Origin of the sequence: Nocardioides sp. NPDC058538, assembly GCF_042719275.1 — a bacterium.
Taxonomy (GTDB): Bacteria; Actinomycetota; Actinomycetes; order Propionibacteriales; family Nocardioidaceae; genus Nocardioides.
On sequence record NZ_JBHXNY010000013.1, the window covers coordinates 30,912 to 46,946 of the forward strand.

13 protein-coding genes are annotated in these 16,035 nt (G+C 69.6%); 10 read left to right on the top strand and 3 right to left on the bottom strand.

The window, feature by feature from the left end; all coding sequences use genetic code 11:
• Positions 1 to 12: 12 nt before the first annotated feature.
• Positions 13 to 801 (top strand): pyrroline-5-carboxylate reductase, encoded by a 789-nt coding sequence (gene proC / locus ACFWQC_RS13930; protein WP_378678599.1) that lies wholly within the window; start codon positions 13 to 15, stop codon positions 799 to 801.
• Here proC and ACFWQC_RS13935 read toward each other — a convergent pair whose 3' ends face one another.
• Positions 802 to 1,950 (bottom strand): acyl-CoA dehydrogenase family protein, encoded by a 1,149-nt coding sequence (locus tag ACFWQC_RS13935; RefSeq protein ID WP_378678602.1) that lies wholly within the window; start codon positions 1,948 to 1,950, stop codon positions 802 to 804. It abuts the gene before it with no gap.
• Positions 1,951 to 2,070: 120 nt separating this feature from the next.
• Between ACFWQC_RS13935 and ACFWQC_RS13940 the strand changes: the two genes are divergently transcribed.
• The 5 genes from ACFWQC_RS13940 (at position 2,071) to ACFWQC_RS13960 (ending at position 8,391) form a co-directional block, all read left to right on the top strand.
• Positions 2,071 to 2,664 (top strand): MerR family transcriptional regulator, encoded by a 594-nt coding sequence (locus tag ACFWQC_RS13940; RefSeq protein ID WP_378678604.1) that lies wholly within the window; start codon positions 2,071 to 2,073, stop codon positions 2,662 to 2,664.
• A gap of 53 nt (positions 2,665 to 2,717) precedes the next feature.
• On the top strand, positions 2,718 to 3,929 hold the full coding sequence (locus ACFWQC_RS13945; protein WP_378678607.1) for an acetyl-CoA C-acetyltransferase: 1,212 nt from the start codon (positions 2,718 to 2,720) through the stop codon (positions 3,927 to 3,929).
• Between the two features lie 139 nt (positions 3,930 to 4,068).
• On the top strand, positions 4,069 to 6,234 hold the full coding sequence (locus tag ACFWQC_RS13950; RefSeq protein ID WP_378678610.1) for a 3-hydroxyacyl-CoA dehydrogenase NAD-binding domain-containing protein: 2,166 nt from the start codon (positions 4,069 to 4,071) through the stop codon (positions 6,232 to 6,234).
• Positions 6,235 to 6,366: 132 nt separating this feature from the next.
• Positions 6,367 to 7,797 carry a DUF4232 domain-containing protein gene (locus ACFWQC_RS13955; RefSeq protein ID WP_378678840.1) on the top strand — a complete coding sequence of 477 codons (1,431 nt, stop codon included), beginning with the start codon at positions 6,367 to 6,369 and terminating at the stop codon, positions 7,795 to 7,797.
• A 72-nt stretch (positions 7,798 to 7,869) separates the two neighbouring features.
• On the top strand, positions 7,870 to 8,391 hold the full coding sequence (locus tag ACFWQC_RS13960; protein WP_378678613.1) for a hypothetical protein: 522 nt from the start codon (positions 7,870 to 7,872) through the stop codon (positions 8,389 to 8,391).
• Positions 8,392 to 8,414: 23 nt separating this feature from the next.
• Here ACFWQC_RS13960 and ACFWQC_RS13965 read toward each other — a convergent pair whose 3' ends face one another.
• Positions 8,415 to 11,228 carry a M4 family metallopeptidase gene (locus ACFWQC_RS13965; RefSeq protein ID WP_378678616.1) on the bottom strand — a complete coding sequence of 938 codons (2,814 nt, stop codon included), beginning with the start codon at positions 11,226 to 11,228 and terminating at the stop codon, positions 8,415 to 8,417.
• 157 nt (positions 11,229 to 11,385) lie between these two features.
• On the opposite strand from ACFWQC_RS13965, the gene ACFWQC_RS13970 reads away from it, so the two are divergent.
• Genes ACFWQC_RS13970 through ACFWQC_RS13985 form a run of 4 tightly spaced genes read left to right on the top strand, consistent with a single transcriptional unit; the run spans position 11,386 to position 15,476 of the window.
• On the top strand, positions 11,386 to 11,955 hold the full coding sequence (locus ACFWQC_RS13970) for a PadR family transcriptional regulator (protein WP_378678619.1): 570 nt from the start codon (positions 11,386 to 11,388) through the stop codon (positions 11,953 to 11,955).
• Positions 11,952 to 12,092, top strand: coding sequence for a hypothetical protein (locus ACFWQC_RS13975; protein WP_350663053.1), 141 nt, complete (start codon positions 11,952 to 11,954; stop codon positions 12,090 to 12,092). Before ACFWQC_RS13970 ends, ACFWQC_RS13975 begins: the two co-directional genes overlap by 4 nt.
• Complete coding sequence (locus ACFWQC_RS13980; RefSeq protein ID WP_378678622.1) at positions 12,085 to 12,807, top strand: ABC transporter ATP-binding protein; 723 nt, start codon at positions 12,085 to 12,087, stop codon at positions 12,805 to 12,807. The genes ACFWQC_RS13975 and ACFWQC_RS13980 overlap by 8 nt, the downstream gene beginning before the upstream one ends.
• Complete coding sequence (locus tag ACFWQC_RS13985) at positions 12,804 to 15,476, top strand: FtsX-like permease family protein (protein WP_378678625.1); 2,673 nt, start codon at positions 12,804 to 12,806, stop codon at positions 15,474 to 15,476. The genes ACFWQC_RS13980 and ACFWQC_RS13985 overlap by 4 nt, the downstream gene beginning before the upstream one ends.
• Before the next feature lie 117 nt (positions 15,477 to 15,593).
• On the opposite strand, the gene ACFWQC_RS13990 is transcribed toward ACFWQC_RS13985, so the two are convergent.
• Positions 15,594 to 15,953 (bottom strand): VOC family protein, encoded by a 360-nt coding sequence (locus ACFWQC_RS13990; protein WP_378678628.1) that lies wholly within the window; start codon positions 15,951 to 15,953, stop codon positions 15,594 to 15,596.
• Positions 15,954 to 16,035 lie beyond the last annotated feature (82 nt).

A 16,035-nucleotide genomic window follows, 5' to 3' on the forward strand; every position in this document is an offset into this window, starting at 1 on the left:
AGACTGGCGAGCATGACCATCGCGATCATCGGTGCAGGCAACATGGGTGGGGCTGTCCTCGCCGGACTTCTCGAGGCCGGTCACGCTCCGGAGAGCGTCATCGTCGTGGAGGCGCGCGAGGATCAGGCGGCCGCGCTCCGCGAGAAGCACGGCATCCGTACGCTGCCGGCCACCGAGGCTGTCGCCGAGGCCGACGTGGTGGTGCTGGGCGTGAAGCCGTACGGCGTCGTGCCGGTGCTGGAGTCGATCGCATCCTCGCTGCGGCAGGGGGCCACGGTGGTGTCCCTGGCCGCTGGTGTTCCGACTTCGGCGATGGAGCCGGCTGTGCCGGACGGCGTCTCGGTCGTGCGTGTCATGCCCAACACGCCTGCTCTGGTCGGCGAAGGCATGTCCGCGGTCGCCGGTGGCGCGAAGGCGAAGCCGGAAGCCATCGAGGCGGCGGCTGACCTGATGGGTGCCGTCGGCAAGGTCGTCACGGTCCCCGAGTCGCAGATCGACGCCGTCACCGCGGTCAGTGGCTCCGGCCCGGCGTACGTCTTCATGGTCGCCGAGGCCTGGATCGAGGCGGGCGTCCACCTGGGCCTGACCAGGGACGACGCGACGACGCTCGTCATCCAGACGCTGACCGGCTCCGCCAAGCTGCTCGAGAGCGGCACCCATCCCGCGATCCTCCGCGAGCAGGTCACCTCCCCGGGCGGCACGACCGCCGCCGCGCTCGGTGCGCTGGAGCAGAACGGCTTGCGGGCGGCCTTCCTCGAGGCCACCCGCGCCGCCTACGTACGCTCCAAAGAGCTGTCCTGACTACAGCCCGAGGTGGCGGCTGATGATCAGCTTCTGAACCTCGGTGGTGCCGCCGTAGATGGTCTGGATGCGGCTGTCGACGAACGCCTTGGCGATCGGGTATTCCATCATGTAGCCGTAGCCGCCGTGGATCTGGACGCCCTGGTCGACGAACTTCTTCTGCAGCTCGGTGGTCCACCACTTCGCCATGCTGGCCAGGACGGTGTCGGCGGTGCCGGCGTTGAGCTGGGTGACGGCGTCGTTGAGGAACAGGCGGGCGAGGTAGGCCTCGGTGGCCATCTCGGCGAGCGTGAACGCGGTGTTCTGGAAGCGGCCGATGGGGCGGCCGAAGGCCTCGCGGGTGCGGGCGTAGTCGAGGGAGAGCTCGAGGACCTGCTCGACCGCGGCGACCGCGATCGAGGCGACCGAGATGCGCTCCTGCGGTAGCAGGGTCATCAGCGAGACGAAGCCGGAGCCCTCCTCGCCGAGCAGGTTCTCCTTCGGTACGACCACGTCGGTGAAGGAGAGCTCGGCGGTGTCCTGCGCCTTCATGCCGACCTTGTCGAGGTTGCGGCCGCGCTCGAAGCCCTCCATGCCGCGCTCGACCACGAGCAGCGAGATGCCGTGGGCACCGGCCTCGGGGTTGGTCTTGGCGACCACGATGACGAGGTCGGCGTTGATGCCGTTGGAGATGAACGTCTTCGAGCCGTTGAGGAGGTAGTGGTCCCCCTTGTCGACCGCGGTGGTGCGTACGCCCTGCAGGTCGGAGCCCGCGCCCGGCTCGGTCATCGCCACGGCGGTGATGATGTCGCCGGAGACGCAGCCCGGCAGCCACCGTGCCTTCTGCTCCGGGGTGCCGAGGTGCGAGATGTAGGGGACGATGATGTCGGTGTGGACGAAGAATCCGGGCCCGCTGGCGCCGATCTTCGCCATCTCCTCGTGAAGGACCGAGTTGAACCGGAAGTCCTTGATGCCGGGGCCGCCGTACTCCTCGTCGACGTCGAAGCAGAGCAGCCCGGTGTCGCCGGCCTTCTTCCACAGCTCGCGGGGAACGATGCCGTCCTTCTCCCACTGGTCGTGGAAGGGCACGACCTCCTTCTCGAAGAAGGCCTTCGCGGTGGCGCGGAAGTCCTCGTGTTCGGCCTCGTAGATGGTGGGCTTCTCGGGCATGGCACTCCTTCATAGACAGTCGAGCTCATCGTGCCCGCGCTTGTGACGCAGGCCACCGACGGAGCAACTGTGACAGTAACACTGGCGAAGTAGCAACACTTTGGTCTACGGTCCCTGGCTATGACCGAGGTGACCGATGAGCTGATGACGATCGATGAGCTGTCGACCGCCACCGGAGTGTCGGTGCGCACGACGCGCTACTACGCGAGCCTCGGGCTGATCCCGCCGGCGATCAGGCGCGGCCGGGTCGCCTACTACGGGCCGGAGCACCGCGCCCGCCTGGACATGGTCACCGCGCTCCAGGAGCACGGGTTCACCCTGCAGGCCATCGAGCGTTATCTGGCCCGGCTCCCGGCCGAGACCACCCGGGAGGATCTCGCGATGCAGCGCGCCATGATCACGTCCTGGGCCACCGAGCCGACCGACGACATCCAGGCCAGGATCGGCCGTGAGCTGATCGCGCTGGGGCTGCCCCGGGACGCGCTCGCCGCCGCGTACGCAGCGACCTCACGCCTCATGGCGGATCTCGCCGCAGAGCTCAACACGATCCTTCGCGACCAGGTCATCGACCCGTTCAAGCGGACCCACCACACCGCGGAGGAGGCCGAGCACCTCGAGGAGGTGCTCCCGCGTCTGCGACAGCTGACCACCGAGGCCATCGTGGTGAGCTTCCAGGACGCGGTGAACCGCACGATTTCTCGCAATCTGTCGTGAAGCTTTGGGCAACACCCTGTTGACTGTGACAGTTTTAGTGTCACAATCGGCGCATGGCTGAAGCATTCATCTATGACCACCTGCGCACGCCGCGCGGGAAGGGTAAGAAGACCGGAGCGCTCCACGAGGTCAAGCCGATCGACCTGGTGGTCGGCCTGATCGACGAGGCGCGCAAGCGGAACCCCAACCTCGACCCCGAGCGGATCGACGACGTCGTACTCGGTGTCGTCACCCCCGTCGGCGAGCAGGGCGGTGACATCGCCAAGACCGCCGCCATCAAGGCCGGTCTTCCCGAGACGACTGCCGGGGTGCAGCTCAACCGCTTCTGCGCCTCCGGGCTCGAGGCCGTGAACCAGGCCGCCTCCCGTGTACGCGGCGGGTTCGAGGACCTCATCCTCGCCGGTGGTGTCGAGTCGATGAGCAAGGCGCCGATGGGCAGCGACGGCGGCGCCTGGGCACAGGACCCCGACACCGCGCTCAAGACCGGCTTCGTCCCGCAGGGCATCGGCGCCGACCTGATCGCGACCATCGAGGGCTTCAGCCGCTCGGACGTCGACCGCTACGCCGCCCAGTCGCACGCCCGGGCGGCTGCCGCCTGGGAGAACGGCTACTTCAAGGACGCCGTCATCCCGGTCGTCGACCAGACCGGTCTGACCGTGCTCGACCACGACGAGCTGATCCGCCCCGGAACCACCGCTGAGACGCTGGCCGGCCTCAAGCCGTCCTTCCTCCAGCAGGGCCAGGAGGCCGGCTTCGACGACGTCGCGCTGGCCAAGTACCACTGGGTCGAGAAGATCGACCACGTCCACCACGCCGGAAACTCCTCCGGCATCGTCGACGGCTCCGCGCTGATGCTGATCGGCTCCGAGGAGGCCGGCAAGGCCAACGGGCTCACCCCGCGTGCCCGGATCATCTCGGCGGCCGTCTCCGGCGCCGACCCGACGATCATGCTCACCGGCCCCGCCCCGGCCTCGCGCAAGGCGCTGGCCAAGGCCGGTCTCACCGTCGACGACATCGACCTGTTCGAGATCAACGAGGCGTTCGCCGCTGTGGCGATGCGGTTCATGAAGGACATGGGCATCGACGAGTCGATCACCAACGTCAACGGTGGCGCGATCGCCATGGGCCACCCGCTGGGCGCGACCGGTGCCATCATCCTCGGCACCCTGGTCGACGAGCTCGAGCGTCAGGGCAAGCAGCGCGGTCTCGCCACGCTGTGCGTCGGTGGCGGCATGGGTATCGCGACGATCGTCGAGCTGGTCTGACGCGTCCGCGAATGCTCACCGAGGTAACTCGGTGAGCGCCCACATCCCTCGTGGAACTCCGCGAAGGAAGCGACAACTGACCGAGGTACCTCGGTGAACATCCCGGGCCGCGCCCCGGCACAGACTTGAAGGAAGACACATGAGCGAGACCGCAGTCCGCTATGACAAGGACGGCGACGGGATCGTCGTCCTCACCCTGGACGACCCGAACCAGTCGGCCAACACCATGAACGAGCTGTACAAGACCTCGATGGCGGAGGCCGTCGAGAAGCTGTACGCCGAGGCTGACGCTGTCACCGGCGTGGTGATCGCCTCCGCGAAGAAGACCTTCTTCGCCGGTGGTGACCTCAAGAACATGATCCAGGTGCGGCCCGAGAACGGTGCCCAGGTCTTCGAGGAGGTCGAGTCGATCAAGGCGACCCTCCGCAAGCTGGAGACCTTCCCCAAGCCGGTCGTCGCGGCGATCAACGGCGCCGCCCTCGGTGGCGGTCTGGAGATCGCGCTGGCCACCCAGCACCGCATCGCGCTGGACGCCCGCTACGACATCGGCCTGCCCGAGGTCTCCCTCGGTCTGCTCCCGGGCGGCGGTGGCGTCACCCGCGTCGTACGCCTTCTGGGCATCATGACCGGGCTGATGGACGTCCTGGGTCAGGGCACCAAGTTCAAGCCCGCCGCCGCGAAGGAGAAGGGACTGGTCGACGAGCTCGTCTCCTCCCCCGATGAGCTCGTTCCCGCCGCGAAGGCGTGGATCAAGGCCAACCCCGACGAGATCGCGCAGCCGTGGGACAAGCCCGGCTACAAGATGCCCGGTGGCAAGCCGACCTCGCCGGCGCTCGCGGGCTTCCTGCCCGCGTTCCCGCCGATCCTGCGCAAGCAGCTCAAGCAGTCCGACATGCGCGCTCCGAAGGCGATCCTGTCGGCCGCGGTCGAGGGCGCGATGGTCGACTTCGACACCGCCACCCGGATCGAGTCGCGCTACTTCACCTCGCTGGTCACCGGCCAGCAGTCGAAGAACATGATCCAGGCGTTCTTCTTCGACCTCGGTGCCATCGGCGCCGGCACGCTGCGTCCTGACGGCGTCGAGAAGTTCACCGCGACGAAGGTCGGTGTGCTCGGGGCCGGGATGATGGGTGCCGGCATCGCGTACTCCTTCGCCCGGGCCGGTGCCGAGGTCGTTCTCAAGGACGTCGCCATCGAGTCGGCGGAGAAGGGCAAGGCCTACACCGCCAAGCTCAACGAGAAGGCAGTCTCGCGCGGCAAGCTGACAAGTGCGAAGGCCGACGAGATCCTCAACCGGATCACCGCGACCGTCGCACCGGAGGACTTCGCCGGCGTGGACGTCGTCGTCGAGGCGGTCTTCGAGGACGTGGCGCTGAAGCAGAAGGTCTTCAGCGAGATCGCCCCGTTCGTCAACGAGGACGCGGTGCTCTGCTCGAACACCTCGACGCTGCCGATCACCGAGCTCGCCAAGGGGATCGACCGCCCGGCCGACTTCATCGGCCTGCACTTCTTCTCGCCCGTCGACAAGATGCCGCTCGTGGAGATCATCCGCGGCGCAGAGACCAACGACGTCGCGCTGGCCAAGGCCTACGACATCGTCCAGCAGATCAAGAAGACCCCGATCGTGGTCAACGACAGCCGTGGCTTCTACACCTCACGCGTCATCGGCACCCAGATCCAGGAGGGTCTGGAGCTGCTCGCCGAGGGCTTCGCGCCCTACTCACTCGAGCGCGCCGCGACCCAGGCCGGGTTCCCGGTCGGGCCGCTGCAGATCGCCGACGAGCTCAACCACGAGCTCATGGTCAAGATCGCTCGTACGACCCGCGAGGCCGCCGGTGTCGAGGAGCTGACCACCACGGAGAAGGTGCTCACCCCGCTCATCGAGGCGGGTCGCTCCGGCAAGCTCAAGGGCGCCGGCTTCTACGACTACACCGACGGCAAGCGCACCTCGATCTGGGCCGACCTCGGCAGTGTGTTCCCGGTCGCCGAGAAGCAGATCCCGATCCGGGACGCCGAGGAGCGGATGCTCTTCATCGAGGCCCTGGAGACGGCGAAGTGCTTCGAGGAGGGTGTCATCACCTCCGCCGCGCACGCCAACATCGGCTCCATCTTCGGCATCGGCTTCCCGCCGCAGACCGGTGGTGCGGCCCAGTTCATCACCGGCTACGAGGCCGCTGACGGTTCGATCGGCATCGAGGCCTTCCTGGCTCGTGCCGACGAGCTGGCCGAGACGTACGGCGAGCGGTTCCGCCCGACGCAGTACCTCCGCGACCTCGCGGCGAAGGGTGAAAGCTTCCCCGCCTGACGCACGGCACATGTGGTGAACCGGCACGGATCCTGTGAAGGAACCGTGCCGGTTCGCTATTTGCAGGGCTGACGCGGTTCGTCCTGTGCGACTCTTTGCCTTCCGTAGAGGTCGAGGAGGATGTACGTGGCGATGCCGGGCAGCACTCGCAAGCGCGAGCTCCGGGTGGGGATCGTGGTCGTCGGGCTCGTTCTGTTGATCGCTGCCGGGTGCGCGGTCGTGATGTTCTGGGCCCGGCCTTTTGTGTCTGCCGCCGGGACGACGACGCCGGAGGGGGTGTCGAGGTTCCTCGATCTCTCCGACGAGTGGCGGTCCGTCCCAGGCGTACGCGAGGTGCTGGCCGTCGACGAGTCCCGGCGCATCCCGGGGGAGGACTTCGGGGAGGCCGACCGCGTGGAGCACGCGGTCAGCATCGAGGTTTCCCTGGAGGAGGATCTGTCCGGGGCTGAGGCGGCCGCGGCGAGCCGAGAGGTGCTCCGGGTGGTGAGCCCCGAGATCACCCGACTCGCGCCAGAGGCGGAGCCCGAGCGGACCAGCGTGACGTTCACGATCGGCCGGGCCCGGGTCACGGTCGGCGAGCGTGGTCTGAACCCCGGTGATGCCATGGGTGACGCACTCGCCGATGCCGTCGCGCTGTGCGAGGCCGGGGCGACGTCGGTATCGTCGACCGTCACCGATCCGCAGACGGGCCGCCCTGCCAAGGCCGACGTGGAGGCGCCGCAGGCCCGGCTGGTCGCGCTGGCCGCGGTCGCCCGCGCCCGGCAGCGCCCGGTGGATCTCCGCGGCGGCGATGCGTGGTACCGGTCGAACGAGGTGCCCGATCCGACGGCGGTGAGACTCGTGGTGGCTGCCTCCGAGCAGCCGTCCGTGACCTCGGCCCAGCTGGCCGCTCCGTACGAACCGCTGATCGTCCTGGTCGAGGCTGCCGAGGGCGACCGGGTGATCGGCGACGTCAGCAGGTGGCTGACCGTCTACCACGGCTATCCCGTGGGGTCGGGGCAGCCACTGGCGTACGCGGTCGAGGGGACGCGCGGCGGCAAGGTCGAGGGCTGGGTCGGCGGGAGGACCCCGGCGCCGACGACGATGCCGCCGTTCGGCGACCGTGCGCCTTGGCCCGCCGACCCGGCCGCGCCGTCCTGTCGGCCCTCGGATCTCGAGGTCTCGTTCGGCGGTCAGGACGCGGCTCTGGGATCGCGGCAGGCGTGGCTCCGGGCCCGCAACCTCGGCCGTCGAGCCTGTGCGATCGAGGGCGTACCCGATGTCGCGTTCCTGAACGCCGCCGGTGCTCGGCAGACCGAGGTGATGGTCAAGCCGTACGAACCCTCGATGGTGCCCGAGCGCGTCGTCGTCCCTCCGGCGCAGTCGGTGATGGCGGTGATCGACTGGCAGGCGATGTCCACTGCGAACGACCCTGACGTCACGACCGAGCTGCTCGTGGCCGCGATCCCCGGCAGCACGCCGACCACGCTCGGTGTCGCGGTGATCGACGGGCCGAGCGACCTCGACATCCTCGACGGGGCCGAGGTGCGGATCAGTCCCTGGGCCCAGGGCACATCCGGCTGACATACCCAGGAGAGGACGAATGGGTGGCAGAGCCCATTCGGAAGCGGGCGGGGGCGGAGAAGACTCGGAGCCATGGGGGAGATGGCGACGGTTCTGGTGATCGCGGCGATCGCGGTCGTCCTCGTGGTGGCCTCGTTGGTGCGTCGGGCCCGCCGTGGTGAGTGCCTGGTGGTGACCAGGAACCGGCGGATCATCCGGATCGCCTCCGACTCGATGACGATGGCGGTCCCCGGCTTCCACGAGGTGCTCGAGTGGCCGACCGGGCCGATGGAGATCGCGATCGTCGTCCGGACCCGGACCGGCGACGGCCGGGACGTACGCGTCCTCGCCACCTTCTCCGTCGACGTAGACCCGCCTCGGGTCGGTGCGGCGTACATCGACCCGCGCGCCGTCCTGCACACGGCGCTGGAGCGTCGGGTCGCCGACGCGGTCCGCGCCCGGCCCGCGGCGCGGCTGACCGATGAGCGGGACGGCCTCGTGGCCGCCATCGAGGGCATCCGGATCGACGGTCTCGCCGCCGGTGTCGTGACCGATGTGGTCATCGACGAGGTCGACCTGCTGCTGCACCCCGGCCGGCCCGACGGTGACGGCTGAGCTCGCCGTCACCGTCGGGGAGCTCAGCGGACCACGCTGGTTGCGGCGGAGATCCGCACCTTCGTGTAGTAGCCGGTCTTGCGGCCGGTGACGCGGACTCGGATCCGGTCGCCGCGGTCGATCGTCTTGAGCCGGTACGCCTTGCCGGTGGCTCCCTTGATGACCTTGCCGTTGCGCAGCCACTGGTAGGAGAACGTGATGCCGGACGGGCTCCACGTACCCCGGGTCGCGGTCAGCAGCCGGCCGACGGACTTGGTACCGGTGATCTTCGGTGTCGCCGAGGTTAGGTAGCCGGCGCTGATCGCGCCGGTCGCCGAGCTCGTCCTGACCCCGGGGTTGGCCGCGGGCCAGGAGGACGATGAGGCGGTGACCCTGACCTGGATCTTCCGGGTGTGGTCCGATCCGGTCAGCTTGTACGTCGCCCCGGTGGCCCCGCTGATCGCGGCACCGTTTCGCAGCCACTGGTAGCGCCAGCTGGTTGCGCTCGGGCTCCAGGAGCCCTTCGACGCGGTCAGCGTGTAGCCGACCCGCTGGGTGCCGCTGACCTTCGGCACGGCGGTGTTCGCGATCGTCTGCGGTGTGCAGCTGTAGAGCTCCAGCTCGTCGATGAACCAGCCGATGAACGCATCCGACTCGTCGCCTCGTACGACCCACTGGAACTGGACGGTCTTGCCGGCGAACGAGGAGAGGTCCACCCGGGAGGCGGTCCAGCCGTTCGAGTCGCCGCCGAAGCCGGTCAATGGCTTGTCCGGGTTGCTGAGCAGCAGTTTCTGCTTGGGCCCGTTGACCCACGCCGAGGCCGGGATCGCGGTCGCCTTGCCGTCGATGACGAGCCGGGCCTCGCCGCCATCGATGTGCATCGTCGGGTAGTCGGGCGTAGCCGGATACCACTCGAACAGGTGCCACTGGGAGAAGCGGACGTAGGTCCGCTTGCCCGACGGCACCTTGAACGCGCTGGTCGACAGGATGCTTGCCGTCGGGTCACCGTAGGCCGCCGGGTCGGGGTCCCAGCCGAACTCGGAGCCGTTGCCGTCGCGGTCGTTGGCGGGGACGCCGACCGAGGGGTCGGGAGCCTGGGTCCACAGGACCCCGCGGCTGAGCGACGGGGCGGTGATCGCGGCCTTGTTCAGGCTGCCCGCGGGACAGGTGTTCGGGGCGTCCGCCGGGCGGGTCGCACCGGCCTTGGTCGGTGACTTGGACAGCTCGGTCGCCGCGGTGGCGAGCCGGACCTGGGTGCAGTCCTCGGCGGTGAAGCCGGAGGTGCCGGCGGCGACCAGCGCGTCACAGCCGCTGGTCAGGGTGCGGCCGAGGTCGGCGTACTGGCTTCCGGAGACGAGGTGCTGGATCGTGTAGAGGTAGAGCGTCGCGGTCTTCTGGAGGGTCGCGTCGGCGCCGTCGATGCCGGTGATCGTGCGGCCGTTGAAGTCGCCGCCCTGGGAGATCAGGTACGCCGTCTTGTTGCCGACGCCGCTGTTGGTGTGGACGCCGCCGTTGTCGGCGTACAGGCTGTTCTCGTCGGCCTCCCAGCGGGCGCTGGTCATCCGGTCGGGCTGGTTGTGGACCGTCGGGTCGGCCATGTCGCGGAGCGCGCCGAGGCGGGTGTCCTCGCCGATGCGCCAGTCGGTCGGGCTGTCCTCGGTGGTGGCGTAGCGGTGGTCGAGGATCTCGCCCATGACGTCGGCCATCGACTCGTTGATCGCGCCGGACTCGAACCAGTAGAAGAGGTTCGAGCTGCGCTCGACGACACCGTGGGTCAGCTCGTGGGCGATCACGTCGTCGCTGCCCATGCCACCGCCGGCGAAGAACTCCTGTCCGTTCCAGTAGGCGTTGTTGTACGGCGAGGCCGCGCTGCAGGCCTCCTCCGGCTCGCAATAGCGGACGTTGGCGGTGATCGCCTTCGCCGTACCCGCCGACTGCCAGCCGAGCAGGTCGGTGAGGTCGACGCCGAGGCTGTCGTACATCTCGGCGGTGGCGCCGACGATGTCGTACGCGGTGTCGACCTCGGTCACGCCGGTGGCCGCGTCGCCTTCTCGGCGGGCAACCCGGGTGCTGGTGGTGCCGCACTCCTGGTCGACCGTCGCCGCGCTGGGCGTGTTCTTCCAGTCGCAGATGCGGCGGTTGGCGTGCGCGATCTCGTCGACCCGCAGGAGTACGCGGCCGCTGGTCGCGTCTACCAGGACGGTCTCGCGGACGGCCGAGCCACCGGTCACCGAGAGCCGGCGGACGCTGGCGGTGCCGACCTGCGGGCCGCGGACGAGCTCGTCGTCGTAGAGCCAGATGCCCTGGTCCTCGACGGTGAGCGCTCCGGTCTCGTTTCGGTGGGCCTTGGCGACGACCTTCTTGGCGGCTTCGGCCGCTGCGGCACGACTGACGTTCGCCTCCGGCGCCGAGGTGGCGTCGGAGAGGCTGGTGGCCGCGGAGGTGAGTCCGCGCTCCTCGTCGAGACCGAGGACGACCTCGCCGCCGAGGACGGGCCGGCCGTCGACGTACTGGTCGAACCGGGTCACCGAGCCGCCGCCGATGGCAGCGGTCGTGTCCTGCTCGCGGAGGTCGAGGTCATCGGTGCCGAGGGCCTTGCCGACCCGGGTGAGCTGGGTCCGGGCGGCGTCGTCCGGTGTGACCGAGGCGCCCAGCGGCTCCGCCGCGTCGCGCTTCGCGCCGATGAAATCGGCGGTGTCGTCAGTGGTGCGGTGGATGGTCAGGGGGACGCCGGCGCGGTCCTTGTAGGTCGCGATCGGGTCCGGTTCGGCGGCGTACGAGGTCATCGGGATGACGCTCACCCCGCCGAGAGCGAGTGACGCCGCGGCCAGCGCGACGACACGTCCATGACGTGACACTTCTTGTCCCTTGGTCAGGTGGCTTGGTGGATGCCGACCCGAACCGGCCGCGGAATTGTTTCACGCAGGGGGAGGCGTCGGCAGCGGAATTTCGGCTTGCCTCCGGATGCATACTCGGTATATACATACTCAGTAAGTAACCAAGGGAGGTGATCGAGTGTCCGTGAAACACGCACTGCTGGCGCTGCTGGAGAAGCCGCGCTACGGCTACGAGCTGCGCGCCGAGTTCGAGCAGCGCACCGGCGCGAGCTGGCCGCTGAACGTCGGGCAGGTCTATACGACCCTGTCGCGACTCGAGCGTGACGGCCTCGTCGAGGCTGGAGGGACCGACGCGGAGGGACGGTCCCTCTACCAGCTCACCGAGGCTGGCCAGGTCGAGGTCAAGGGGTGGTTCGACACCCCGGTGGAGCGTACGCAACCGCAGCGCGACGAGCTCGCGATCAAGCTCGCGGTGGCGGTCGCGGTGCCCAGCGTGGACGTCGGCAAGGTCGTCCAGCAGCAGCGCAACGCGACGATGCAGGCGCTCCAGGGATACCGCCGCCAGTCGCGGTCCGGAGCCGGTGACGACCTCGCCGGCGGGCTGGTCCTCGATCGACTGATCTTCGCGGCCGAGGCCGAGATCCGCTGGCTCGACCACTGCGAGTCCCGGCTCCGCCGGGCGGCCTCCACGAGGACCGCTCCCGAGCCCGCCGACTCTGCCGGGTCCGCCGAAGGAGGGGCGCGATGAACGCCGCCCTCGCCCACGACCTGCGCCGCCTGAGCCACGACAGCGATCGCTGGCTCGCCGACGCCCGCGAGCGGCTCAGCCGCCGCGTCCACGCCACGCCCGTCAACACCTCGACCAAGGAGTCCACCGATGAGTGAACCCGTCCTCCGGCTCACCGACGTGAGCCGCGTCCACGGCACCGGCGCCGCCGAGGTGCACGCCCTGCGTGGCGTCAGCCTCGCTGCGTACGCCGGTGAGCTGGTGGCGATCATGGGGCCGAGCGGCTCCGGGAAGTCGTCGCTGCTGACCATCGCCGGCGGCCTCGACTCGCCGACCTCCGGGTCGGTGACCGTCGACGGCCAGGATCTCGGTGAGGCCGGGGTCAGCGGGCGCGCCAAGCTGCGGCGTACGTCGATCGGCTACGTCTTCCAGGACTTCAACCTGATCCCGGCGCTGACCGCCGCCGAGAACGTCGCGCTGCCGCTCGAGCTCGACGGTGCCGGACGCCGCTCGGCGCGGGCCGCGGCGAGGACGGCGCTCGAGGAGGTCGGGCTCGACGGCTTCGCCGACCGGTTCCCCGACGAGATGTCCGGTGGGCAGCGGCAGCGGATCGCGATCGCCCGGGCGATCGTCGGTGAGCGTCGCCTGATCCTGGCCGACGAGCCGACCGGCGCCCTCGACACCGAGACCGGCGAGGACATCCTCAAGCTGATCCGGGCGCGCTGCGACGCGGGCGCGGCCGGTGTGCTCGTCACCCACGAGCCGCGGTACGCCAGCTGGGCCGACCGGGTGATCTACGTGCGCGACGGGCTCGTCGTCGACGAGGCCGGCGAGACCCCGAACCTGGCGCTCGTGGACGAGGTCGAGGCATGAGTCGCCTTGCCGGCTGGGGTCTCGCCCTCCGCATCGGGCAACGGGAAGCCCGGCGGGCGAAGTGGCGCAGCCTGCTGGTCATCTTGATGATCGCGCTGCCGGTGGCGGGCGTGACCGCGGTCGCGGTGACGTACCAGACCTATGACGTCGACACCGTGGAAGGCCTCGACCGCCGGCTCGGCACCGAGGCCGCGGCGAGCATCGACGTCCAGGGCTCCGCCGTCGTGCGGCAGGGCATCGACCCCGAGAACGCCTCCGAGTGGCTCGACGAGTCCGACGCCGACCCGCTCGACGCGGCCGGGGTGAAGGCCGTCATCGGGGACCGCCCGCTGCTCCAGGCGGAGGACCGGACCTTCGACGTACGCACCGACAAGGGAGTCACCTGGGCCAGCGGCCTGGAGACCGACCTGAACGACCCGCTCGCCGCCGGTCTGGTCCGGCTGAGCGAGGGCCGGCTCCCGCAGGGCCCGGACGAGGTCGTGGTCAACTCCAACCTCGCGTTCCGTGGTCCGGGAGTGGGCGAGGAGCTGCTGATCCCGAACGGCGACATCGATGAGACGCGCAAGGTCGTGGGGATCGTCGAGTCGGCGAACGTACGCAACGACCCCTTCATCGCCGGAGTGGACCTTCCGGTGGACTACACCAGCGATCGTTCGACCTGGCTGGTCGGCGGCGGACCGGTGACCTGGTCCGACATCGAGGACCTGAACGCGGCGGGTGCCTTCGTGCTCTCGCGCTCGGTCGTCATGGACCCGCCTGCGGCGGCCCGTGCGGCCGACAAGGAGATCCGTCCGCCCATGGGCGCCCCGGACCCCTCCGAGCTCGTGGTCCTCGTCCTCATCGTGGTCATGGTGATCCTCGAGGTGGTCCTGCTGGCCGGGCCCGCGTTCGCGGTCGCGGCCCGGCGCCAGGCGCGCGACCTGGCCCTGATCGCGGCCTCGGGAGGGACCGCTCGTCAGTCCCGGCGCGTCCTGCTCGGGATGGCGATCGTGATCGGTGCGGTCGCGGCCGTCGTCGGTGCGATCCTCGGGGTCGGGCTGGCGCGGTTGCTCCAGCCGCTGGCCCAGGATCAGGTCTCGGCCTGGTTCGGCCCGTTCGAGGTGCCGTGGCTGCAGGTCCTTGCGGTCGCCGTCTTCGGGTTCGCGGCCGCGATCTGTGCGGCGATCGTGCCGGCCTGGATCGCCTCGCGACAGAACGTCGTCGGCGTACTGTCCGGGCGGCGGTCCGAGGCCCTGCCCTCGCGGCGCTCGCCGATCATCGGCCTCGTGCTGGTCATCGCCGGAGTGGCATCGGCGGCGTACGGCACCCGGAACGCGCTCAGCGGGATCCCGATCGCTCTCGGCGTACTGCTCTGTGTCGCCGGGGTGCTGTTCATCCTCCCCGCCCTCGTGTCCGCGGCCGCGCGGTTCAGCGCCCGGATGCCGTTGGTGATCCGGTTCGCGACCCGCGACGCCGATCGGCACCGCACCCGGACGGTGCCGGCTGCCGGTGCGATCGCGGTGACGGTGGTCGGTGTGGTCACGCTCGGGATCGCGTTCAGCAGCGACCAGGAGCAGAACCAGGAGAGCTACCTGCCCTCCTTCACGATCGGCGACGCCGTGGTGCATCCCCGACACAGCACCGCCGAGAGCGACGTCGACCCGGACGAGACGAGAGCGCGGTGGGAGAACATCGCCGCGCAGGTCGACAAGGCCATCCCGGGGGCGACGGCAGCACTCGCGTCCGGCGCGACCTCCGAGGCCGACGGACGGTACGTCGTCGTCGAGACCGGTGACGGTGGGGCGGTCCCGTTGGACACCACCATCGGCGAGTTCGGTGAGCTCATCGTCACCGGCGCCGACGGCGCACTCCCGTCGGCGGTGGCGCGTTCGCTCTCCGAGCGCGACGCCGCCGCTGCTGCGGAGACCCTGCGGTCCTCCGGTGCGGTGGTGTTCACCACCGACGACGAGCTTCGGTCCTCACAGCAGTCCGCGCGGCTGGTCATCAAGGAGTTCTCCGAGGAGGAGCAGACCGATCTCGACGCGGTCACGGTCGACGTGCCGGCGACCTATCTCGACGTCGGCGAGCGGGCCGCGCCCGCCTATGCGGTGGTGACGCCTGCGATGGTGAAGAAGCTCGGCCTCGAACCGCGGGTCGTGGGCCTCTACGTCGAGAACGCCCGGCTCAGCGCCGCCGCGGAGACGGACCTCGACGAGGCCCTGGCTGCGGGGCAGTTCCCCACGACGATCCTGATCGAGCGTGGCTACCAGGAGACGGACACCGCTGTCATCGTCTGGCTGCTCCTGGTCACCCTGGGCGCCGTGCTGATGATCGGTGGTGCGCTGACCGCGACGCACTTGGCGCTCAACGACGCCCGCCCCGACCTGGCGACCCTCTCGGCGGTCGGAGCCAGGACGCGTACGCGACGTGGGGTCGCTGCCTCGTACGCCCTGGTCGTGACGCTTCTCGGGGCGGTCCCGGGTGCACTCATCGGGTTCGTCCCGGGGATCGCGATCAGCTATCCGATCACCACCGAAGGCTGGCCGGAGCGTTACAGCGTCGCCGCGCACTACCTCGAGATCCCGTGGGAGCTGGTGGGGGTCGTGGTGATCGGCCTTCCCCTGCTGATCGCGCTCATCGTCGCGGTCACCACCCGGGGTCGCCTGCCTATGGTGGCCCGGGTCGAATAGCCCGCCGAGGCGTCAGGTACGTCGGCCGAGGCGTCACTGCCGCGGGTCGAGTTGGCACGTTGGTGCCGACTCGATCCGCGTACGTGACGTCTCGGCCGACGCGGGTGACGCCTCGGCTCAGGCTCGGCAGAGGCAGAACGTGTGGCCGGCGGGATCGAGGAAGACGCGGAAGGACTCGCCGGGCTGGACCTCGTGCTTGGTGGCACCGATCTCGAGGACCTCGGCCTCGGCCTTGTCGAGGTCGTCGACCGTGACGTCGAGATGCGTCTGCTGAGGTACGTCCTGGCCGGGCCACTTCGGAGCCTGGTAGTTGTCGACGCGCTGGAAGTCCAGCGATCCGCCGTCGCCCCAGGCGCTGGCCCAGCCGCCGTCGTCGTCGACCTTGGACTCCCATCCGAGGAGCTGTGCGTAGAAGGTGGCCAGGGCTGCCGTGTCGGGACAGTCGATGACCCACTGAGGATTGCGTGCGATAGCCATGGGGCCGACGTTACGAGCGGTTCCGGACGTTCCGCTTCCGCCTGTTGTGGGGTCGTCTCAGAAATATACAGTCAGGGTTGAC

Excerpts from the sequence above, each read along its gene's own strand:
- proC (WP_378678599.1), top strand. The coding sequence starts at position 13 with ATGACCATCGCGATCATCGGTGCAGGCAACATGGGTGGGGCTGTCCTC.
- ACFWQC_RS13935 (WP_378678602.1), bottom strand. The coding sequence starts at position 1,950 with ATGCCCGAGAAGCCCACCATCTACGAGGCCGAACACGAGGACTTCCGC.
- ACFWQC_RS13940 (WP_378678604.1), top strand. The coding sequence starts at position 2,071 with ATGACCGAGGTGACCGATGAGCTGATGACGATCGATGAGCTGTCGACC.
- ACFWQC_RS13945 (WP_378678607.1), top strand. The coding sequence starts at position 2,718 with ATGGCTGAAGCATTCATCTATGACCACCTGCGCACGCCGCGCGGGAAG.
- ACFWQC_RS13950 (WP_378678610.1), top strand. The coding sequence starts at position 4,069 with ATGAGCGAGACCGCAGTCCGCTATGACAAGGACGGCGACGGGATCGTC.
- ACFWQC_RS13955 (WP_378678840.1), top strand. The coding sequence starts at position 6,367 with ATGCCGGGCAGCACTCGCAAGCGCGAGCTCCGGGTGGGGATCGTGGTC.
- ACFWQC_RS13960 (WP_378678613.1), top strand. The coding sequence starts at position 7,870 with ATGGGGGAGATGGCGACGGTTCTGGTGATCGCGGCGATCGCGGTCGTC.
- ACFWQC_RS13975 (WP_350663053.1), top strand. The coding sequence starts at position 11,952 with ATGAACGCCGCCCTCGCCCACGACCTGCGCCGCCTGAGCCACGACAGC.
- ACFWQC_RS13980 (WP_378678622.1), top strand. The coding sequence starts at position 12,085 with ATGAGTGAACCCGTCCTCCGGCTCACCGACGTGAGCCGCGTCCACGGC.
- ACFWQC_RS13985 (WP_378678625.1), top strand. The coding sequence starts at position 12,804 with ATGAGTCGCCTTGCCGGCTGGGGTCTCGCCCTCCGCATCGGGCAACGG.
- ACFWQC_RS13990 (WP_378678628.1), bottom strand. The coding sequence starts at position 15,953 with ATGGCTATCGCACGCAATCCTCAGTGGGTCATCGACTGTCCCGACACG.